We start from the raw sequence: 18,753 nt of genomic DNA, 5'->3' as shown, positions 1-18,753 counted from the left end.
CAGAATCGAAATCTGGTCAAAAATATACTCAAAGGAACCCAATTGAACGGGTTCACTTCATAAAAGCTCTACTGGCTTTTATCGGCACACTGTTGAGTTCTCAAACAACACACGCACATCCTCAGCGCCGCCAGGCGACAACTGAAGGAGGCTGTTTTCTTCAGGCTTTGTCTTGATCTGCCGCGCCCGGTCCGTTTGATCCGGCCCGTTCCGCGCTGACAGGAAGAAAGTTACACGGCCGCCAACTGGAGGTCAAATCGCACCCCCCAGCGCCCGACCCAGAGCGAAACCGCAGGTCATCAGCCCTGTGTCAGGTCTGATGACAAGGTAACCCAGGCCCAGCACGGTGTGAATGTGACGGCCGTCACAACAACTTCTTTGGTTGAACCTCTAAAGCCCGACTTCGACACCGGCCGTGTTCCGCTTGCCACGCCGTACGACCAGCCACTTCCCGTGCAGCAGGTCCTCCGTGGACGGCTGCCAGGTCTCCTCGGCGACCTTCGCGTTGTTCACGTACGCGCCACCTTCGTTGACCGTGCGTCGAGCGGCGCCCCGGCTGTCGGCCAGGCCGCAGGCCAGGAGCAGGTCGACGATGGTCGGCCCGTCGGCCAGGCGGACGGTGCCGGTGGGCGCCTCGGCCATCGTGGCCTCCAGCGTGCTCAGGTCGAGCCCGGCCAGCTCGCCCCGGCCGAACAGGGCCTGGCTGGCCGCGATCACCTGTGCCGTCTCGTGCTCGCCGTGGACGAGCCTGGTGAACTCCTCGGCCAGCCGCTTCTGGGCGGCGCGCAGGTGGGGGCGCTCGGCGGTGTCGGCGGCCAGGGCGTCGATCTCCTCCCGGTCCAGGAAGGTGAACAGCCGCAGGTAGCGGATGACGTCGGCGTCGCCCACGTTCACGAAGTACTGGTACCAGGCGTACGGCGAGGTCATGGCGGGGTCGAGCCAGACGTTGCCGCCGCCGGTGGACTTGCCGAACTTGCGGCCCTCGGCGTCGGTCACCAGCGGCGCGGTCAGCGCGTGCACGGAGTCCCCGGTGACCCGGCGGGTCAGCTCGACGCCGCCGATGATGTTGCCCCACTGGTCGGACCCGCCGACCTGCAGGGAGCAGCCGAGTTCCCGGTGCAGGTGCAGGTAGTCGTTGGACTGGAGCAGCAGGTAGCTGAACTCCGTGTACGACATGCCGTCGGACTCCAGCCGCCGCTTGACCGTCTCGCGGCCGAGCATGACGTTGACGGAGAAGTGCTTGCCGACGTCGCGCAGGAACTCCAGGACCGAGAGCTCGCCGGTCCAGTCCAGGTTGTTGACGATGACCGCGCCCGTGCCGGGGCCGTGCGTGTCGTCGAAGGAGACGAAGCGCTCCAGTTGGCCTCGGATGCGGCCCGCCCACTCGGCGACGGTGTCCAGGGAGTTGAGCGCGCGCTCGCTGGTGTCGCGCGGGTCGCCGATCGTGCCGGTCGCGCCGCCCGCCAGGACGATCGGGCGGTGCCCGGCGCGCTGGAAGCGGGTGAGCATCAGCAGCGGGACGAGGTTGCCCGCGTGCAGGCTGGGGGCGGTCGGGTCGAACCCGCAGTAGAGGGTGAGCGGGCCACCGTCGAGGTCTCTGCGCAGGGCGTCGAGGTCGGTGGACTGCGCGATCAGGCCGCGCCAGGACAGCTCGTCGAGGATGTGTTCGCTCACCGGGCCATTGTGCAGGCCCGGCGCCACCTCATTTCCGCAGGACGCCGTTCTTCCCGCCCCGGCGGTAGGTGCTCACCGCGCTCGACCCGGTGACCCAGAACCGCCACGGCACGTCCACCGCGACGGCCACCCCGACCCTCGGGCCCACCGACACCTCGGCGACCGGTTCTCCCTTGTACAGCCGCACCGGTGATGACGGGTCGGTCAAGTCCAGGCCGTTGTCGGAGCGGTCCAGACCGAGCACGCCGGTCAGTTTCGCGGGTCCCCGCGCCAGGTCGGCGGTCGACCGCGCGGCCGGGCGCCGGGACCGCGCGACGTCCTCTCCGGACACCACCTCGCCCGCGCGTAGCAGTACCGCCCCGGGAACCCCGTCAGTAAGGGAGACAACGTTTGCGCAGAAGTGCATCCCGTAGACGAAGTACACGTACAGGTGCCCCGCGGGCCCGAACATGACCTCGTTGCGCGGTGTGCGTCCGCGGTAGCAGTGCGAGGCGGGGTCGTCTTCCCCTCGGTACGCCTCGACCTCCACCACGCGCACGGACACCGAACCGCCGGGTCCGTCGGAGACCACCAGCGAGCCGAGCAACACCCGGGCGGCGTCGACCGGGTCGACGGCCAACTCCGCCCGGGTGAACTGCTCGGCTACTTGCGCACGATCTCCTCGGCCCACGTCCGGTGCTCCTCGATCCGCCGTTCCACGCGCTCGCGCTGCTCGGCGACCCGAGGCGGCGCGGTGCCACCGTACGCGTCGCGCGAGGCGATCGAGCCCGTGACCGTGAGCACGTCGCGCACCGCGGGGGTCAGGGCGGGGTCGACCGAGGCGAACTCGGCGTCGGTCAGGTCCTCCAGCCCGACCCCGCGCGCCTCGGCGACGCGCACGCACCCCCCAGCGGCCTCGTGCGCGACGCGGAACGGCACGCCCTGGCGGACCAGCCACTCGGCGATGTCGGTCGCCAGCGTGAAGCCCGCGGGGGCGAGCGCGGCGAGCCGGTCGGTGTGGAAGGTCAGGGTGCGCACCATCCCGGCGATCGCGGGCAACAACAGACCCAGCTGCTCGACGGAGTCGAACAGCGGCTCCTTGTCCTCCTGCAGGTCGCGGTTGTAGGCCAGCGGCTGGGCCTTCAGAGTGGCGAGCAGGCCGGTCAGGTTGCCGATGAGGCGCCCGGACTTGCCCCGGGTCAGCTCGGCGACGTCCGGGTTCTTCTTCTGCGGCATGATCGAGCTGCCCGTGGCCCAGGCGTCGTCCAGGGTCGCGTAGCCGAACTCGGCGGTCGTCCAGATGACCACCTCCTCGGCGATCCTGGACAGGTTGACCCCGAGCATGGCCAGGACGAACCCGATCTCGGCGGCGAAGTCGCGCGAGGCGGTGCCGTCGATGGAGTTCTCCACCGGGCCGGTGAAGCCCAGTTCCTCAGCGACCGCGGCCGGGTCCAGCCCCAGCGAGGAGCCCGCCAGCGCCCCCGAGCCGTACGGCGAGACCGCCGCCCGCACGTCCCAGTCACGCAGCCGCTCCACGTCGCGCAGCAGCGACTGCGTGTGGGCGAGCAGGTGGTGGGCCAGCAGCACCGGCTGCGCGTGCTGCAGGTGCGTGCGACCGGGCATCACCGCGTCGGCGTGCCGCCGGGCCTGGTCGGTCAGCGCGTCGGCGACGTCGAGCACCCCGTGCGCCACCTGGCGGGCCGCGTCGCGCAGCCACATCCGGAACAGCGTGGCGACCTGGTCGTTGCGGGAGCGGCCCGCGCGCAGCTTGCCGCCGAGGTCGACCCCGGCGCGCTCGATGAGGCCGCGCTCCAGCGCCGTGTGCACGTCCTCGTCGGCGAGCGTCGGGGTGAACGCCCCGGAGACCACGTCGGCCTCCAGGGCGTCCAGCGCGGCGAGCATGGCGGAGAGCTCCGCGTCGGTCAGCAGGTCCGCGCGGCGCAGGACCCGGGCGTGGGCCCGGGAGCCCGCGATGTCGTAGCGGGCCAGTCGCCAGTCGAAGTGGGTCGACGCGCTCAGCGCCGCCATCGCCTCGGCGGGTCCGCTCTGGAACCGTCCGCCCCACAGGCCGTGCTCGGTCACGATTCTCCTAATCGGTGCTGCTGTGTCAGTGCTGCTGCGCGCGCTTGGCGGCGATCTTGCTCGGCAGGCCCCAGAGCTGGACGAAGCCCTTGGCCAGGGACTGGTCGAACGAGTCGCCCTCGTCGTAGGTGGCGAGGTTGAAGTCGTACAGCGACTGCTCCGAGCGCCGCCCGGTGACCACCGCGCGGCCGCCGTGCAGGTTCAGCCGGACGTCGCCGGTGACGTACTCCTGGGTCTTGACGATGAAGGCGTCCAGGGAATCCTTCAGCGGCGAGAACCACAGGCCGTCGTAGACCAGCTCGCCCCAGCGCTGCTCGACGGTCCGCTTGAACCGGGCCAGGTCGCGCTCGACGGTGACGTTCTCCAGCTCCTGGTGCGCGGTGATCAGCGCGATGGCGCCGGGGGCCTCGTAGACCTCGCGGCTCTTGATGCCGACCAGCCGGTCCTCGACGATGTCCAGCCGTCCGACGCCCTGGGCGCCCGCGCGGCGGTTGAGCTCCTGGATGGCCTGCAGCACGGTGACGGTCTCGCCGTCGATGGCGACCGGGACGCCCTTGTCGAAGGTGATGACCAGCTCGTCGGCGTCGCGGGTCTCGGCCGGGTTCGAGGTGTAGGAGTAGACGTCCTCGATGGGGGCGTTCCAGATGTCTTCCAGGAAGCCGGTCTCGACCGCGCGGCCCCAGACGTTCTGGTCGATGGAGTACGGGGACTTCTTCGACACGTCGATGGGCAGGTTGCGGTCCTCGGCCCAGGCGATGGCCTTCTCCCTGGTCCAGGCGAAGTCGCGGACCGGGGCGATGACCCTGAGGTCGGGGGCGAGCGCGCCGATGCCGACCTCGAAGCGGACCTGGTCGTTGCCCTTGCCGGTGCAGCCGTGGGAGACGGTGGTGGCGCCGTGGTACTTCGCGGCCTCGACCAGGTGCTTGACGATCACCGGGCGGGACAGGGCCGAGACCAGCGGGTAGCGGTCCATGTAGAGGGCGTTGGCCTGCAGCGCGGGCAGGCAGTACTGCTCGGCGAACTCGTCGCGGGCGTCGGCGACGACGGCCTCGACCGCCCCGCACTCCAGGGCCCGCTTGCGGATCGTGTCCATGTCCTCGCCGCCCTGGCCGACGTCGACGGCCACCGCGACGACCTCCGCGCCGGTCTCCTCGGCGATCCAGCCGATGCCGACCGAGGTGTCGAGGCCGCCGGAATAGGCCAGCACCACCCTGTCACTCATTGCTCTCTCCTTGATCTGGACCGTTGGGCCGGGCGGCCATGGCGGTGAATCGGTCGGCCAGCTCGCGGCCGGTCACGGGTTCGCGGCAGATGACCGCGAGGGTGTCGTCCCCGGCGATGGTGCCGACGACGTCGTCCAGCGCGGCGCGGTCGATGGCGCTGGCCAGGAACTGCGCCGCCCCGGGCGGGGTGCGCAGGACGGCGAGGTTGCCCGAGGCGTCGGCGGAGACCAGCAGCTCGCCGAGCAGGCGGGCCAGCCGGGAGGTGCCGCCCTGCACGCCGCGCACCGGGCTGCCGTCCTCGGGGATGACGTACACCGGCGCGCCGCCGTCGACGCCGCGCAGCTTGACAGCGCCGAGCTCGTCGAGGTCGCGCGACAGCGTCGCCTGGGTGACCTCGACGCCTTCGGCGGCGAGCAGCCGGGCCAGCTCGGTCTGGCTGCGGATGGTCTGGTTGGCGACGATGGCGGCGATGCGCGCGTGGCGGGCGGTCCGGGTGGTCATAAGCGGGCCACCAGCCAGGTGAGCAGGGCCTTCTGCGCGTGCAGCCGGTTCTCCGCCTCGTCCCAGACCGCGCTGGCCGGGCCGTCGAGCACCTCGTCGGTGATCTCCCAGCCGCGGTGGGCGGGCAGGCAGTGCAGGACGATCGCGTTCGGGGCGGCCCGGGACATCAGCTCCGAGTTGACCTGGAGCTTGCGGAACGGGCTGACCCGGTCGCGGCCGTCGTTCTCCTGGCCCATCGAGGTCCAGGCGTCGGTGACCACCACGTCGGTGCCGTCGATCGCCGCGTGCGGGTCGGCGAGCACGGCGAGGCTGCCGCCGGTCTCGGCGGCGCGCTGCTCGGCGGCCGCGATGACCTCGGGGTGCGGCTGGAAGCCCTCGGGGGCCACGACCCGCACGTGCATCCCCGCGGTGGCGCCGCCGAGCAGCAGCGAGTGGGACATGTTGTTGGCGCCGTCGCCGAGGTAGGTGGCGGTGACGCCCGCGAGCCCGCCGTGGCGCTCCTCGATGGTCTGCAGGTCGGCAAGGACCTGGCAGGGGTGGAACTCGTCGGTCAGGGCGTTGACCACCGGGATGGTGGACGCCGAGGCCATGGCCTCCATGCGCTTCTGGGCGAAGGTGCGCCAGACGACGATGTCGACGTAGCGCGACAGGACCCTGGAGGTGTCCTCGATGGTCTCCTCGCGGCCCAGCTGCATGGTGCGGCCGTCTATCACCACGGGCTGGCCGCCGAGTTGGGCGATGCCGACCTCGAAGCTGAGCCGGGTGCGGGTGGAGTTCTTCTCGAAGATCGCCGCGACGGCCTTGCCCGCGAGCGATCTCGTGCCCAGCGGGTCGGCCTTGAGGGTCTTCGCCAGGTCGAGGACTTCGCGCTGCTCGGCCGGGTTCAGGTCGTCGTCGCGCAGGAAGTGGCGGACCACGCTCACACCTCCGTCGCGTCGAGGATGGCGGGCAGGGCGGTGACGAACTCGGCGGCCTGCTCGTCGGTGAGGACCAGCGGCGGGGCCAGCCGGATCGCGTCCGGCTGCACGTTGTTCACCAGGAACCCGTGCGCCAGGGCGGCTTTGGCGATCGCGGCGGACGCCGGGGCGGTCAGTTCGATGCCCAGCAGCAGGCCGGTGCCGCGCACGCCCGCCACGAGCGGGTGGCCGACGGCCTCCACGCCCGCGGCGATGTCCTTGCCCAGCGCGGCGGTGTGGTCGAGCAGGCCGTCGGCGGCGATGGTGCGCAGCACGGCCAGCCCGGCGGCGCAGGCGACCGGGTTGCCGCCGAAGGTGGTGCCGTGGTGGCCGGGGCCGAACAGCTCGGCCGCCGCGCCGACGGCGACGCACGCGCCCAGCGGCAGGCCGCCGCCCAGGCCCTTCGCCAGGGTGAAGACGTCCGGGACGATGCCCGCCTGCTGGAAGGCGAACCAGGTGCCGAGGCGGCCGATGCCGGTCTGCACCTCGTCGAGGACGAGCAGCGCGCCCGCGGCGGTGGTGATCTCGCGGGCGGCGTGCAGGTAGCCGTCCGGTGCGGGGATGACGCCGCCCTCGCCGAGGACGGGCTCGATGAAGACCGCCGCGGTGTCGGTGTCGACGGCGGCGCGCAGGGCGTCGGTGTCGCCGAAGGGCACGTGCGCGACGCCGGGGACCAGCGGCTCGAACGGGGTGCGCTTGGGCGGCTGTCCGGTGAGGGTCAGCGCGCCCATCGTGCGGCCGTGGAAGGCGCCGGCGCAGGCGACGACCTTGGTGCGGCCGGTGAGCCGGGTCAGCTTCAGGGCCGCCTCGACGGCCTCGGCGCCTGAGTTGCTGAAAGCGACCTTCGCCTGGCCGCTGAGACCGGCCACGTCGAGGAGCGCCTCGGCCAGGTCGACCGCGACCGGGTTGACGTAGAGGTTGGAGGTGTGGCCCAGGGTGGCGATCTGCGCGGTGACGGCCTCGACGACGGCCGGGTGGGCGTGGCCGAGGACGTTGGTGGCGATGCCCGCGACGAGGTCGGTGTAGCGGGTGCCGTCGGCGTCCCACACGTGCGCGCCCTCGCCGCGGACCAGCGTGAGCGCGGGCGTGCCGTAGTTGTCCATCATCGCGCCTTGCCAGCGCTGCCGACCCTCGGCGTTGGACCCGATCACTTGTCCCCCTTGTCCGGCAGAACCATGGTGCCCACGCCGGTGCTGGTGAAGACCTCCAGCAGCACGGAGTGGGCCAGGCGCCCGTCGATGACGTGCGCGCGCGGGACGCCGCCCTGGACGGCGCGCAGGCACGCCTCCATCTTGGGCGCCATCCCGCTCTCCAGGCTGGGCAGCAGCTTCTCCAGCTCCCCCGCCCGGATCTCGTGCAGGAGCGAGGAGCGGTCGGGCCAGTCGGCGTAGAGGCCGTCGACGTCGGTGAGCACGACCAGCTTCTCCGCCTTGAGCGCGACGGCCAGGGCGGCGGCCGCGGTGTCGGCGTTGACGTTGTGCGGCACGCCGTTGGCGTCCGGGGCCACGGTGGACACCACCGGGATGCGGCCCGCGTCGAGGATGTCCAGGACGGCGGCGGGGTTGACCGCGACGACGTCGCCGACCTGGCCGAGGTCGACCTCGTGGCCGTCGACCACCGCGGTGCGCTTCTCGGCGGTGAACAGCCGCGCGTCCTCCCCGGAGATGCCGACCGCGTGCGGGCCGTGCTGGTTCAGCAGGCCGACGAGTTCGCGGCTGACCTGGCCGGTGAGGACCATCCGCACGACGTCCATGGTCTCCGGGGTGGTGATCCGCAGGCCCGCGGCGCGGCGGGTGGGGATGCCGAGCCGGTCGAGCATGGCCGAGATCTGCGGGCCGCCGCCGTGCACGACGACCGGGCGCAGCCCGGCCAGGCGCAGGAACACCATGTCCTCGGCGAAGGCGCGCTTGAGCGTGTCGTCGATCATGGCGTTGCCGCCGTACTTGACGACGATGAGCGCGCCGTGGGAGCGGCGCAGCCAGGGCAGCGCCTCGATGAGGATTCCGGCCTTCTCCGCGGGGGTGGTCATGAGCTGTACGCGCTGTTCTCCTCGACGTAACCGTGCGAGAGGTCGGTGGTCAGGACCGTCCCCGTGCCGGTCCCGGCGCGCAGGTCGATCTCGACGGTGATGTCGCGGCCGGACAGGTCGGCCAGCGAGCGGTCGTCGCCGCGCCCGCCGCCGCGGCACACGGTGACACCGTTGATGGTGATGTCGAGGGCCTGCTGGTCGAACTCGGTGGGCGCGTTGCCGACGGCCATGGCGATGCGGCCCCAGTTGGGGTCGCTGCCGAAGAACGCGGTCTTGCACAGCGGGTCGCGGGCGACGACGCGGGCGGCGGCGACGGCCTCGGCGTCGGTGGCCGCGCCGCGCACGGTGATCGACACGTGCTTGGTGGCGCCCTCGGCGTCGGCCTGGAGCTGGGCGACTAGGTCGGCGCACACCGTTTCGAGGGCGGCGGCGAACTCGGCGGGCTCGGGCGTGGTGTTCGAGGCGCCGGAGGCCAGCAGCAGGACGGTGTCGTTGGTGGAGGTGCCGCCGTCGACGTCGAGGCGGTTGAAGGTGGCGGCGACGGCGGCCGTCAAGGCGGAGTCCACTGTGGAGGGATCGACGTCGGCGTCGGTGGTGATGACCGAGAGCATGGTGGCCATGTTGGGCGCGCACATGCCCGCGCCCTTGGCGAAGCCGCCGACGGTCCAGCCGTCGGGGTGGGTCAGGGCGACCTGCTTGGGCACGCTGTCGGTGGTCATGACCGCGGTCGCCGCGGCGAGGCTCGCCTGCCCGCCCTCGGCCAGCTCCTTGACCGCGATGTCCACCCCGGAGGTGACCGCGTCCATCGGCAGGCGCTCGCCGATGAGGCCGGTCGAGCAGACGGCGACATCGATCGCGCCGATGCCGAGCACGTCGGCGACCTTCTCCGCGGTGGCGTGGGTGTCCTGGAAGCCCTCCGGCCCGGTGCAGGCGTTGGCCCCGCCGGAGTTGAGGACCACGGCGCGCAGGGTGCCGGTGGTGAGGACCTGGCGCGACCACAGGACGGGGGCGGCCTGGACCTTGTTGGTGGTGAACACACCCGCGGCGGCCTGGTTGGGACCGTCGTTGACGACCAGGGCCAGGTCCGGGTTGCCGGAGACCTTGATCCCGGCGGCGACGCCCGCGGCGCGGAAGCCCTGGGCGGCGGCGACGCCGGTGGTGCGGTCGAGTGCGGTCACGGTGCGACTCCCACGGTGGACAGGCCGGTGGTCTCCGGCAGGCCGAGCGCGATGTTCATGGACTGCACGGCGGCGCCCGCCGTGCCCTTGGTCAGGTTGTCGACGGCGGCGACGGCGACCAGGCGGTTGAGGTCGGGGTCGACGGCGACCTGGAGCTGGACGGCGTTGGAGCCGAGGACGGCGGCCGTGGTGGGCCACTGCCCTTCGGGCAACAGGTGAACGAACGGCTCATCGGCGTAGGCCTTCGCGTAGGTCTCGCGAACGTCTCCCGCCCCGGCGAGCTGGGCGCTGCAGGTGGCGAGGATGCCGCGCGGCAACGGGGCGAGCACGGGGGTGAAGGAGACCTTGACGGAGCGGCCCGCGGCCTTGCGGAGGTTCTGGGCGATCTCCGGGGTGTGCCGGTGGGCGCCGCCGACGCCGTAGACGCTCAGCGAGCCCATGACCTCCGAGCCGAGCAGGTGCGGCTTGAGGGACTTGCCCGCGCCGGAGGTGCCGGACACGGCGACCACGACGACCTCGGGCTCGATGAGCCCGGCGGCCAGGGCGGGGGCGACGGCCAGGGAGCTGACCGTCGGGTAGCAGCCGGGGACGGCGACGCGGCGGGCGCCGACCAGGGTCTCGCGGGCACCGGGGAGTTCGGGCAGGCCGTAGGGCCAGGTGCCCGCGTGCTCCCCGCCGTACCAGCGGTCCCAGTCGGCGGGGCTGTCGAGGCGGTGGTCGGCCCCGCAGTCGACGACGAGGACGTCGGCGTCGAGCTGGGCGGCCAGGGCGGCGGAGTGGCCGTGCGGGAGGGCGAGGAAGACGACGTCGTGGTCCGCCAGCACCTCGGGGGTGGTCTCGTCGAGCACGCGGGCGGCCAGGGGCAGCAGGTGCGGCTGGTGCTCGCCCAGCCGGGTGCCCGCGTTGCCGCCCGCCGTGAGCGCGCCGATCTGCACCTCGGGGTGGCCGAGCAGCAGCCGCAGGACCTCGCCCCCGGCGTACCCGCTCGCCCCCGCCACCGCTGCCCGCACCGTCATGCGAATGATTATGCAGGACGATGCAAAGTCAATCAAACCGGGTTCGCGGCCTGCCCGCCGTGAGGTTGCCCGACGTGAGGTCGCCCGCCGTGGACTCGCTCAGCGCTTGCGGGCGATGGTCACGCCGTCGCGCAGGGGGAGCATCACGCAGTCGACGCGCGGATCGGCGACGACCAGGTCGTTGGTGCGCATGATCGCGGCGGTCGCCTCGTCGGCCGGGTCGGGGTCGAGCACCCGTCCCCCGCGCAGGACGTTGTCGAGCAGGACCAGGCCGCCGGGGCGCAGGCGCGGGACGATCTCCTCGTAGTAGTCCGGGTAGGACACCTTGTCCGCGTCGATGAAGGCGATGTCGAGTTCCGGCGCGCTCGGCAGGGCGCGCAGGGTCTCGATCGCGGGGGCGATGCGCAGATCGATGCGGTCGGCCACGCCCGCGCGCTCCCAGTAGCGGCGGGCCACCGCGGTCCACTCCTCGCTGACGTCGCAGGCGAGCAGGGTGCCGTCGGTGGGCAGGCCGCGGGCGATGCACAGCGACGAGTAGCCGGTGAACACGCCGACCTCGACGGCCCGCCGGGCGCCCGCGATCCGGACCAGCATGGTCAGGAACTCGCCCTCGTCGTGGGAGATCTGCATGCTCAGCAGGTCCGGGAAGTCCCTCGCGGTCTCCTCGGCCAGCTCGCGCAGCAGCGCGTCGGCGGGGCTGGAGTGGGCCAGCAGGTAGTCGGACAGCTCGTCGGACAGGATGTCCACGGTTCCCCCTCGGGTCAGCGGTAGAGCTCGAAAGCGGCGGCGACGCGGTCGCGGCCTGCGCCGTCGGCCAGGAGCAGGTGCAGCAGGACGCGGGCCTTGGCCGGGTCGAGGAAGCCCGCGTGGATCAGGCCGCGGTCGAGCAGGTCGCGCTCGGAGCCCGGGTAGCCGTAGGTCTGGCGCAGCACCGAGCCCGAGCCCGTGCGCGAGGCCAGCACGACGGGGACCCGGTCGGCGACCTCGGCGACCAGCGAGACCATGCCCGCGGGGACGTGGCCCGCGCCGAGGCCCGCGAGGACGACGCCGTCGAAGGCGTCCTCGGTGCGGCGCAGGAGTTCGCCGTCGTCGCCGAGGACCACGGTGACCAGGCCGACCCTGATGGCCTCGATCGTGGGACCCACCGGCAGGCACAGGTCCACCCTGGGGGTGCCGCGCAGCCGGGGCTCGCCCTCCACGACCAGGCCGAGCGGCCCGAACCCGGGCGAGGCGAACGCGCCGGTGCTGCTGGTGTGCCCTTTGCGGACGAACCGGGCGCCGTGCACCTCGTCGGACATGACCACCAGCGCGCCGAGGCCCCGGGCCGCCTCGGACGCGGCGACCTTCACCGCGGCGTAGAGGTTCGCCGGGCCGTCCGCGCCGGGCGACGCGGGCGGGCGCATGGCGCCGGTGACCACGACCGGGGTGTCGTCGGGGACGGTCAGGTCGAGGAACAGGGTGGTCTCCTCGATGGTGTCGGTGCCGTGGGTGACCACGATGCCGTCGGCGCCCGCGGCGATCTCCGCGCGCACCGCCTCGGACAGGGCGACCAGGTCGGCGAACCCGACCGACGGGCTGGGCAGGGTGCGGACCGTGCGGGCGGTGATCTCCAGGTCCAGCTCGCCGAGCGCGGGCACGGCGGCGACGAGGTCGTCGGCGCCCAGGGAGGGGATGACGCCGCCGCCCGCCGCGGGCACCATCGCGATGGTGCCGCCCATGGCGAGGATGGCCACCCGGGTCACAGGACCTCGACCAGGTCGAGCAGGGGCCCCCACGGGTCGGCCACGGGACCGTCGGCGATGTGCACGCCGTAGGACAGCAGCGTCTCCAGGTGCGACTCCCAGCGCGGGTGCGCGCGCTGGGCCGGATCGGCCTGCGGGCGGACGACGACCGGGACGCCCGGGGTGCCGACCGCCTCGCCGAGGGAGGTCAGCGCCTGGTTGTCGGCGATGCCCAGCGCGAGCTTGGCCACGGAGTTCGCCGTCGCGGGGACGAACAGGAAGGCGTCCGGGATCGGGTAGGGCTTGGGCTCGTCGGGCAGCCGCGGCTGCGAGCGCACCGGCAGGTCGGTCAGCGACTGCAGCCGGGCGCTCTCCCCCGCCGCCTCCATCCACCGCGCCGCGGCCGGGGTGAAGGTGATCGCCAGGCGCCACCCCCGGCGGGCGGCGGGCACGGCGACCTCCAGCCGCAGCCGGTGCTCGACACCCCCGCCTGCCGCCGCGACCAGGCCCAGGACGCGGCGGTTCACCCGCGGCCCACGGCGCCGCTGGTCATCGGCGCACCACCGCGCAGAACATGGCGTCGGTGCCGTGGCGGTGGGGCCACAGCTGGACGCCGGGACCCTCGCCCAGGTCAGGGACGCCGGGGAAGAAGTCGCGGGCGTCGAGCTGGGTCGCGCCCGACCGGCGGACGACGTCGGAGACCACGCCCTCGGTCTCGGCCAGGTGCGGGGAGCACACGACGTAGGCCACGACGCCGCCGGGGCGGACCAGGTCGAGGGCGGCGGTGAACAGCTCGCGCTGCAGCTTGGTCAGGTCGCCGACGTCGCTGGGCTGGCGGCGCCACCGGGCTTCCGGCCTGCGGCGCAGGGCGCCGAGGCCGGTGCAGGGGGCGTCGACCAGGACGCGGTCGAAGGCGCCCGCGGGGAGGCCGCAGTCGCGGCCGTCGGCCACGTGCACGGTGACCGGCATGCCCGCGGTGCTCTGCTCGACCAAGCGGGCCCGGTGCGGGGCCTGCTCGACGGCGTCGAGGGTGCCGCCGTTGATCGCCGCCAGGGCGCCGAGCAGGGCCGCCTTGCCGCCGGGCCCCGCGCAGAGGTCGAGCCAGCGGGAGTCGGCCCCGTCGAGGGGGACGCGGGACAGCGCCAGGGCGCACAGCTGGCTGCCCTCGTCCTGCACGCCCGCGAGGTGCTCGCGGATCACGGCCAGGTCGCCGGGGTCACCCGCGCCCGACTCCAGGCGCACGCCGTAAGGCGAGTACGGGGCCGGGTCGCCGCCGGTCAGGGCGGCCAGCTCCTCGGCGCTCAGCTCGCCGGGCCGGGCCACCAGGTGCACGGCGGGGCGCTGGTCGTCGGCGCGCAGGGCGTCGGCCAGCTCGTCGCCGGTGCTGCCCAGGGCGTCGGCGAAGGCCCGCGCGATCCACTGCGGGTGCGCGGTGCGCGCGGCCAGGTTGCCGACCGGGTCCTGCGGGGCGAGCCGGTCGAGCCAGGCGGTCTCGTCGTGCTCGGACACCCGGCGCAGCACGGCGTTGGTGAAGCCGGTCGCGCGGGAGCCGACGTCCTGGCGGACCAGGTCGACGGTGGCGGCGACGGCGGCGTGCGCGGGAATCCTGGTGCGCAGCAACTGGTAGGTGCCCAGCAGCAGGGCGTCCAGGATCAGCGGCTCTATTTTGGACAGTGGGCGGTCCGAGCAGGCCGCGACCACTTCCTCGAGCAGGCCCCAGGCGCGGCAGGTGCCGTAGGTCAGCTCCGTGGCCAGCGCGGCGTCGCGGCCGGACAGCCTGCGCTCGCGCAGGAGCTTGGGGAGGACGAGGTTGGCGTAGGCGTCGTCGGCGCGGACGGCGCGGATGGTGTCCAGCGCGGCGCGGCGGGCCGGGTCGTCGCTCGGCGGGCGGGCCGGGCCGTCGGCGCGGCGCGGCGGGTGCGAGCGCTGCGGCCGCGACGGACGGCGGCGCTGGGGCTGCTGCGGGTGGCTCATGCCAGCGCCTCCCCGGCCTCGGGGCGGACGCCGCGGGCCCAGTCGGTGGCGGCCATCCGCTTCTTGCCCTGGGCCTGCACCTCGCCGAGGGCGACGGCGTGGGTGGCCGTGCCGACGAGCACGCGCTTGCGCTCAACGCCCAGCTCCCCCGCGGGGAGGGTGGCGTCGGGGACGGGGGTCACCGGGCCGAGTTTCAGGCGTTCGCCGCGGAACTGGGCCCAGGCGCCCGGATCAGGGGTGACCGAGCGGACCAGGCGGTCCACGGCGCGGGCGGGGAGGGTGAAGTCCACTTTGGCGTCCTCGACAGAGACTTTGGGGGCGTGACTGACGCCGTCGGCAGGCTGGTCGACGGCAACGACCCTGCCGTCCTCCAGGCCGTCCAGAGTAGACAACAGCAGTCCCGCCCCCGCCACGGCCAGGCGGTCGAGCAGGTCGCCCGCGGTGTCGTCGGGGCGGATGGCCTCGGTGAGCACGCCGAACACCGGGCCCGCGTCCATCTCCTTGACGATGCGGAACGTGCTCGCGCCGGTGATCTCGTCGCCGTGCTTGACCGCGGCCTGCACCGGCCCGGCGCCGCGCCAGGCGGGCAGGATCGAGAAGTGCAGGTTCACCCAGCCGTGCGCGGGGATGTCGAGCACCGAGCGCGGGAGGAGGTTGCCGTAGGCGACGACGGGGCAGCAGTCCGGGGCCAGCTCGACCAGCCGGGCGCGGAAGTCCGGGTCGCCCGCCTTGGCCGGGGTCAGCACCTCGATGCCGTGCTCGTCGGCCAGCGCGCCGACCGGGGAGCGCACGAGCCCGCGCCCCCGGCCCGCGGGGGCGTCGGGCCGGGTGACGACGGCGACCACGTCGTGGCGGCCGGACTCGATCAGCGCCCGCAGCGCGGGCAGGGCGACCTCGGGTGTACCGGCGAACACCAGCCGCATCAGCGCGTCCCGAACAGCGGGTGCGGGCTCTGCTTCATGGTGGGCACCGCGCCGTCGAACCACGGCGCCGAGCGGATCTCGGCCATCGCGCGCTTGCGGGTGGCCTCGTCGAGCCGGTCGAGGAACAGCACGCCGTCGAGGTGGTCGGTCTCGTGCTGGATCGCGCGGGCGAGCAGGTCGCTGCCCTCGATCTGGACGGGTTCGCCGTGCATGTCCCAGCCGCGGGCGACCACGTTCTTGGCGCGCACGCAGTCCCAGTACAGCCCGGGGATCGAGAGGCAGCCCTCCTGCCCCTCCTGGTGCTCCTCCCCCACCGCGGTCCAGACCGGGTTCACCAGGTGCCCCATGGAACCGTCGCAGTTGTAGGTGAACACCCGCAGCCCCACGCCGATCTGGGGGGCGGCCAGCCCCGCGCCGCCCTGGGCGGTCATGGTGTCCCAGAGGTCGCTCACCAGCGCGCGCAGCTCGCGGTCGAAGTCGACGACCTCCGCAGCCGGTGTGCGCAGCACCGGGTCGCCGAAGAGCCTGATCGGCTGGACGGTCACGCCTTCTCCCTCGTGTCGTGGTCGGCAGCGGCAGTCTATGCGGGCTCAGATGAGGTCCAGTGGGTCGACCCGCACCCGCACCGGCTCCTGCTCCTTGCGCATCGTGCGCCCGCGCTGGGCGTGGTTGAGCGCCTCGGTCAGCGCGCGGCCGTGGGCGCGGGGGACGCGGATCAGCATGCGCTCGCGCTCGCCGACCGGGACCGGGCCCAGGACGTCGGCGTCGGCGGGCAGGCGCAGCTCGGCCATGAGCGAGGCGACGCCGTCGACGCTGCCCTCGACGGAGGCCATCCGCACCGCGGGGGGGAAGCCCAGCTCGACGCGCCCGGAGAGCTCCAGGTCGGCGTGCCATGCCGGGTCCCAGCGGACGAGGGCCTGCACGGCGGGCACGGCCGAGTCGGCGACCACCACCACCCTGCCGCCGTCGACGCCGGGGCGGACCAGGGCGGCGGCGGTCATCCAGCGGCGCAGCGCCTCCTCGCCCGAGCGCAGGTCGGCGCGGGCCAGCAGGGCCCAGCCGTCGAGCAGCAGCGCCGCCCCGTAGCCGCCATCGGCCACCGGCTCGGCGCCGGGGGTGGCCACGACCAGCGCCGGCGTGCCGTCGACGCGGGCGAGCACCTCGGCGGCCCCGGAGGTGCGCACCGGCACATCGGAGAAGGCCCGGCCCAGCTCCTCGGCGGTGCGCTTGGCCCCGACGACGACCGCCCGCAGCCGCTGCGACCCGCACGAGCCGCAGCGGAAGTCGGCCGCGGCGGTGGCGCACCACCGGCAGGTCGGCGGGCGCTGCGGCGCCAGGCTCAGCGGGCCCGCGCAGTGCCTGCACCGGGCGGGCGTGCGGCAGTCCTGGCAGGTCAGGGCGGGCACATAGCCCCGTCGGGGAACCTGGACCAGCACCGGGGCGCCCGCTTTGATCGCGGCGCGGGCGGCCTCGAAGGCCAGTGAGGGGATGCGCGCGGTGCGCGCGGCCGGGTCGCGGGCGAGCTGGGAGTCGTGCTCGCCGACGGCGCTGACCCGGGGCGCGCTCGCGCGCAGCTGCTCGCGCGCGGCGATGATCTGCGGCGCCCAGCCGGACTCGGTCAGCAGGTGCGCCTCCGCCGTGCGGGCGAACCCGGCGACCAGGACGCCCGCGCTGCCGAGGCGGGCGCGCTCGATGAGGACCTCCCGCACGTGCGGGTACGGCGAGCGCTGGTCGGCGTGCTGGTCGTCGCCGTCGTCCCAGATGACGAGCACCCCGGGGTCGTGGACCGGGGCGTAGGCCGCCGCCCGCGTGCCGACGACGATGCGGGCGGCCCCACGGCGCAGGCGCAGCCAGGCCCGGTACCGCTTGGCGGGGCCGAGGTCGGCGGCCAGCGCGACGACGGCGTCCTCGCCCGCGAGGGCGACGCAGGCCGCGTGCAGCCGGGTGACGTCGCGGTGGTCGGGCACGACGAGGACCGCGCCGCGGCCCGCCGACGCCGCGGTGACGGCGACCTCGGCCAGCCGGGCGGGCCAGTCCTCGCCGGGCAGTGCCTGCCACACCGCGTTGGCCTGCCTGCCCGCCTTCACCGCGTCGAGGAACGCCCGACCGCGCGGGTACCGCGCCCAGTGCTCGGAGCCCGGCGCGGCGGGGGTGGGCGCGGGCTCGGGGGCCGCCTCGGCCTCGACGCGGGCGTGGCGGGGCGGGATGGCCAGGCGCAGGACGTCGATCATGGCGCCCGCGTACCGGTCGGCGACCGCGCGGCAGAGTTGGGCGATCTCCGGGGCCAGCACCGGCTCCGGGGAGATCACCTTGTCCAGGAAGGACGGCTTCCTGTGCTCGGAGGTCGCCACCCGCTCGATGAGGAAGGCGTCGACGAGCTGTCCGGAGAAGCGGACCCTGACCCGCGCGCCGGGCACGGCCTCGGCGTCGAGGCGGGCCGGGACGAGGTAGTCGAAGACCTGGTCGAGGTGGGCCAGCGGGACGTCGACGTAGACCTTGGCCACCGGCAGGACCGCCGCGGGCTCCGGCCTGCCCTTGGGCGCGGGCGGCGCGGGCGGCACGGGGACCTCGACGGCGAAGAGCGCGTCGGGGTCGGGTGCTGGCATGGCGGTTGGTCTATCAGACCCCGGCGACACTCACCCTGGTCGGGGGTCGTCGTGATAGGCGGCGTACATGGCGGCGACCTCGGCCCGGTCGTGCGGGCCCGCCTCCTCGCGGATGCGCCGGTTGAGGCCCACGGGGTAGCCGTGCTTGATGAGCCTGCGCTCGCTCGCGTCCTCCATGAAGGACAGTGAGAAGTACAGCCCGGTCACGTAGCCCGCGGCGATCATGGACAGGCGCAGGCTCAGCGGGCCGGGGACGAGCAGGATCAGCCAGAGCGGCAGGAACAGCACCAGCACCCTGGCGAAGTGCCGCAGCACCCAGGTCGGCGCGGTGAGGTCCCACAGCACCCAGGGCCGGTAGCGGTCGGGCAGGGTCCCGCCGACCGCGTACCGGAGCCATCGCAAGGGTCCAGGTCGCACGCGTTCCACGAACTCGATGCTAGGCCGGTTCGCATCCACCTCTGTGGTTAGCCCGCGACGCGCCCGGCGAAACGTGGGCACTATCGGTCGGGTGCCTTTCAACCACAACCACCCGCTGCTCTTGCGCCAAGTGCCGCCGAACGCCAAGCGCGCACTCGATGTCGGGATGCGGCTCCGGTCGGTTCGCCCGCAGGCCGGCCGCCCGCGGGCTGCTCGTCGAGGGATCGATGAGCACGGCCCGATGATCGACGCCGCCCGCGCCCTCGGCGCCGCCGCGGAGCGGGTCAACGGAGGTGTCGACCCGGTCGCCGGGCCGCCCATCCGGAGGACTGGGCCTTGATGGCCGAGATCCGCCGCGACTCGGCCCGGCTGCTGCCCGGTCGCACGGTCCGGCCCCTGCTGTTCTGGCGCTACCTGCTCCTCTACCGCGCCTGGGCACGCGAAAGCGGGCCGCCAACCAGGGGACGGCCCGCT

19 protein-coding genes are annotated in these 18,753 nt (G+C 73.7%); 1 reads left to right on the top strand and 18 read right to left on the bottom strand.

Translation table 11 applies throughout. The features are described from left to right. Positions 1 to 390: 390 nt before the first annotated feature. The 18 genes from tyrS to ACTG9Q_RS29705 form a co-directional block, all read right to left on the bottom strand. Positions 391 to 1,674: a tyrosine--tRNA ligase gene (tyrS, locus tag ACTG9Q_RS29790; RefSeq protein WP_455576252.1), complete on the bottom strand. Its 1,284-nt coding sequence runs from the start codon at positions 1,672 to 1,674 to the stop codon at positions 391 to 393. Positions 1,675 to 1,702: 28 nt separating this feature from the next. Beyond that, the gene (locus ACTG9Q_RS29785) at positions 1,703 to 2,344 is read right to left on the bottom strand and encodes a DNA-3-methyladenine glycosylase (RefSeq protein WP_455576251.1); all 642 of its coding nucleotides are present in this window, start codon (positions 2,342 to 2,344) and stop codon (positions 1,703 to 1,705) included. Continuing rightward, positions 2,317 to 3,735 (bottom strand): argininosuccinate lyase, encoded by a 1,419-nt coding sequence (gene argH, locus ACTG9Q_RS29780; RefSeq protein ID WP_455576250.1) that lies wholly within the window; start codon positions 3,733 to 3,735, stop codon positions 2,317 to 2,319. The genes ACTG9Q_RS29785 and argH overlap by 28 nt, the downstream gene beginning before the upstream one ends. Positions 3,736 to 3,760: 25 nt before the next feature. Next, positions 3,761 to 4,957, bottom strand: a complete 1,197-nt coding sequence (locus tag ACTG9Q_RS29775) for an argininosuccinate synthase (RefSeq protein WP_455576249.1) — start codon at positions 4,955 to 4,957, stop codon at positions 3,761 to 3,763. Further along, complete coding sequence (locus tag ACTG9Q_RS29770) at positions 4,950 to 5,459, bottom strand: arginine repressor (RefSeq protein WP_455576248.1); 510 nt, start codon at positions 5,457 to 5,459, stop codon at positions 4,950 to 4,952. The genes ACTG9Q_RS29775 and ACTG9Q_RS29770 overlap by 8 nt, the downstream gene beginning before the upstream one ends. Beyond that, entirely contained in the window at positions 5,456 to 6,376 is a 921-nt protein-coding gene (argF, locus tag ACTG9Q_RS29765) for an ornithine carbamoyltransferase (RefSeq protein ID WP_455576247.1), read from the bottom strand. Before argF ends, ACTG9Q_RS29770 begins: the two co-directional genes overlap by 4 nt. Before the next feature lie 2 nt (positions 6,377 to 6,378). Next, positions 6,379 to 7,566, bottom strand: a complete 1,188-nt coding sequence (locus ACTG9Q_RS29760; protein WP_455576246.1) for an acetylornithine transaminase — start codon at positions 7,564 to 7,566, stop codon at positions 6,379 to 6,381. Further along, complete coding sequence (gene argB, locus ACTG9Q_RS29755; RefSeq protein ID WP_455576245.1) at positions 7,563 to 8,444, bottom strand: acetylglutamate kinase; 882 nt, start codon at positions 8,442 to 8,444, stop codon at positions 7,563 to 7,565. Before argB ends, ACTG9Q_RS29760 begins: the two co-directional genes overlap by 4 nt. Next, positions 8,441 to 9,622: a bifunctional glutamate N-acetyltransferase/amino-acid acetyltransferase ArgJ gene (gene argJ, locus ACTG9Q_RS29750; protein WP_455576244.1), complete on the bottom strand. Its 1,182-nt coding sequence runs from the start codon at positions 9,620 to 9,622 to the stop codon at positions 8,441 to 8,443. The genes argB and argJ overlap by 4 nt, the downstream gene beginning before the upstream one ends. Beyond that, on the bottom strand, positions 9,619 to 10,638 hold the full coding sequence (gene argC / locus ACTG9Q_RS29745) for an N-acetyl-gamma-glutamyl-phosphate reductase (protein WP_455576243.1): 1,020 nt from the start codon (positions 10,636 to 10,638) through the stop codon (positions 9,619 to 9,621). Before argC ends, argJ begins: the two co-directional genes overlap by 4 nt. 99 nt (positions 10,639 to 10,737) lie before the next feature. Continuing rightward, the gene (locus tag ACTG9Q_RS29740; protein ID WP_455576242.1) at positions 10,738 to 11,385 is read right to left on the bottom strand and encodes an O-methyltransferase; all 648 of its coding nucleotides are present in this window, start codon (positions 11,383 to 11,385) and stop codon (positions 10,738 to 10,740) included. 14 nt (positions 11,386 to 11,399) lie between these two features. Then, a complete protein-coding gene (locus ACTG9Q_RS29735) occupies positions 11,400 to 12,371 on the bottom strand; it encodes an asparaginase (protein ID WP_455576241.1) in 972 nt (323 codons plus the stop codon). A 5-nt stretch (positions 12,372 to 12,376) separates the two neighbouring features. Further along, positions 12,377 to 12,886: a flavoprotein gene (locus ACTG9Q_RS29730; RefSeq protein ID WP_455576240.1), complete on the bottom strand. Its 510-nt coding sequence runs from the start codon at positions 12,884 to 12,886 to the stop codon at positions 12,377 to 12,379. Positions 12,887 to 12,908: 22 nt separating this feature from the next. After that, complete coding sequence (locus ACTG9Q_RS29725; protein ID WP_455576239.1) at positions 12,909 to 14,333, bottom strand: RsmB/NOP family class I SAM-dependent RNA methyltransferase; 1,425 nt, start codon at positions 14,331 to 14,333, stop codon at positions 12,909 to 12,911. Continuing rightward, positions 14,330 to 15,256 (bottom strand): methionyl-tRNA formyltransferase, encoded by a 927-nt coding sequence (gene fmt / locus ACTG9Q_RS29720; protein ID WP_455576238.1) that lies wholly within the window; start codon positions 15,254 to 15,256, stop codon positions 14,330 to 14,332. The genes ACTG9Q_RS29725 and fmt overlap by 4 nt, the downstream gene beginning before the upstream one ends. After that, on the bottom strand, positions 15,256 to 15,801 hold the full coding sequence (def, locus tag ACTG9Q_RS29715) for a peptide deformylase (protein ID WP_455576237.1): 546 nt from the start codon (positions 15,799 to 15,801) through the stop codon (positions 15,256 to 15,258). The genes fmt and def overlap by 1 nt, the downstream gene beginning before the upstream one ends. A 45-nt stretch (positions 15,802 to 15,846) precedes the next feature. Then, on the bottom strand, positions 15,847 to 17,862 hold the full coding sequence (locus ACTG9Q_RS29710) for a primosomal protein N' (RefSeq protein ID WP_455576236.1): 2,016 nt from the start codon (positions 17,860 to 17,862) through the stop codon (positions 15,847 to 15,849). 30 nt (positions 17,863 to 17,892) lie between these two features. Beyond that, on the bottom strand, positions 17,893 to 18,264 hold the full coding sequence (locus ACTG9Q_RS29705) for a DUF5313 family protein (RefSeq protein ID WP_455576235.1): 372 nt from the start codon (positions 18,262 to 18,264) through the stop codon (positions 17,893 to 17,895). A 106-nt stretch (positions 18,265 to 18,370) separates the two neighbouring features. Between ACTG9Q_RS29705 and ACTG9Q_RS29700 the strand changes: the two genes are divergently transcribed. Next, a complete protein-coding gene (locus tag ACTG9Q_RS29700) occupies positions 18,371 to 18,619 on the top strand; it encodes a hypothetical protein (protein WP_455576234.1) in 249 nt (82 codons plus the stop codon). The last annotated feature ends 134 nt before the right edge of the window (positions 18,620 to 18,753 follow it).

Source organism: Actinokineospora lacus, assembly GCF_053813445.1.
This window is presented reverse-complemented; position numbering and strand designations above follow the sequence as displayed.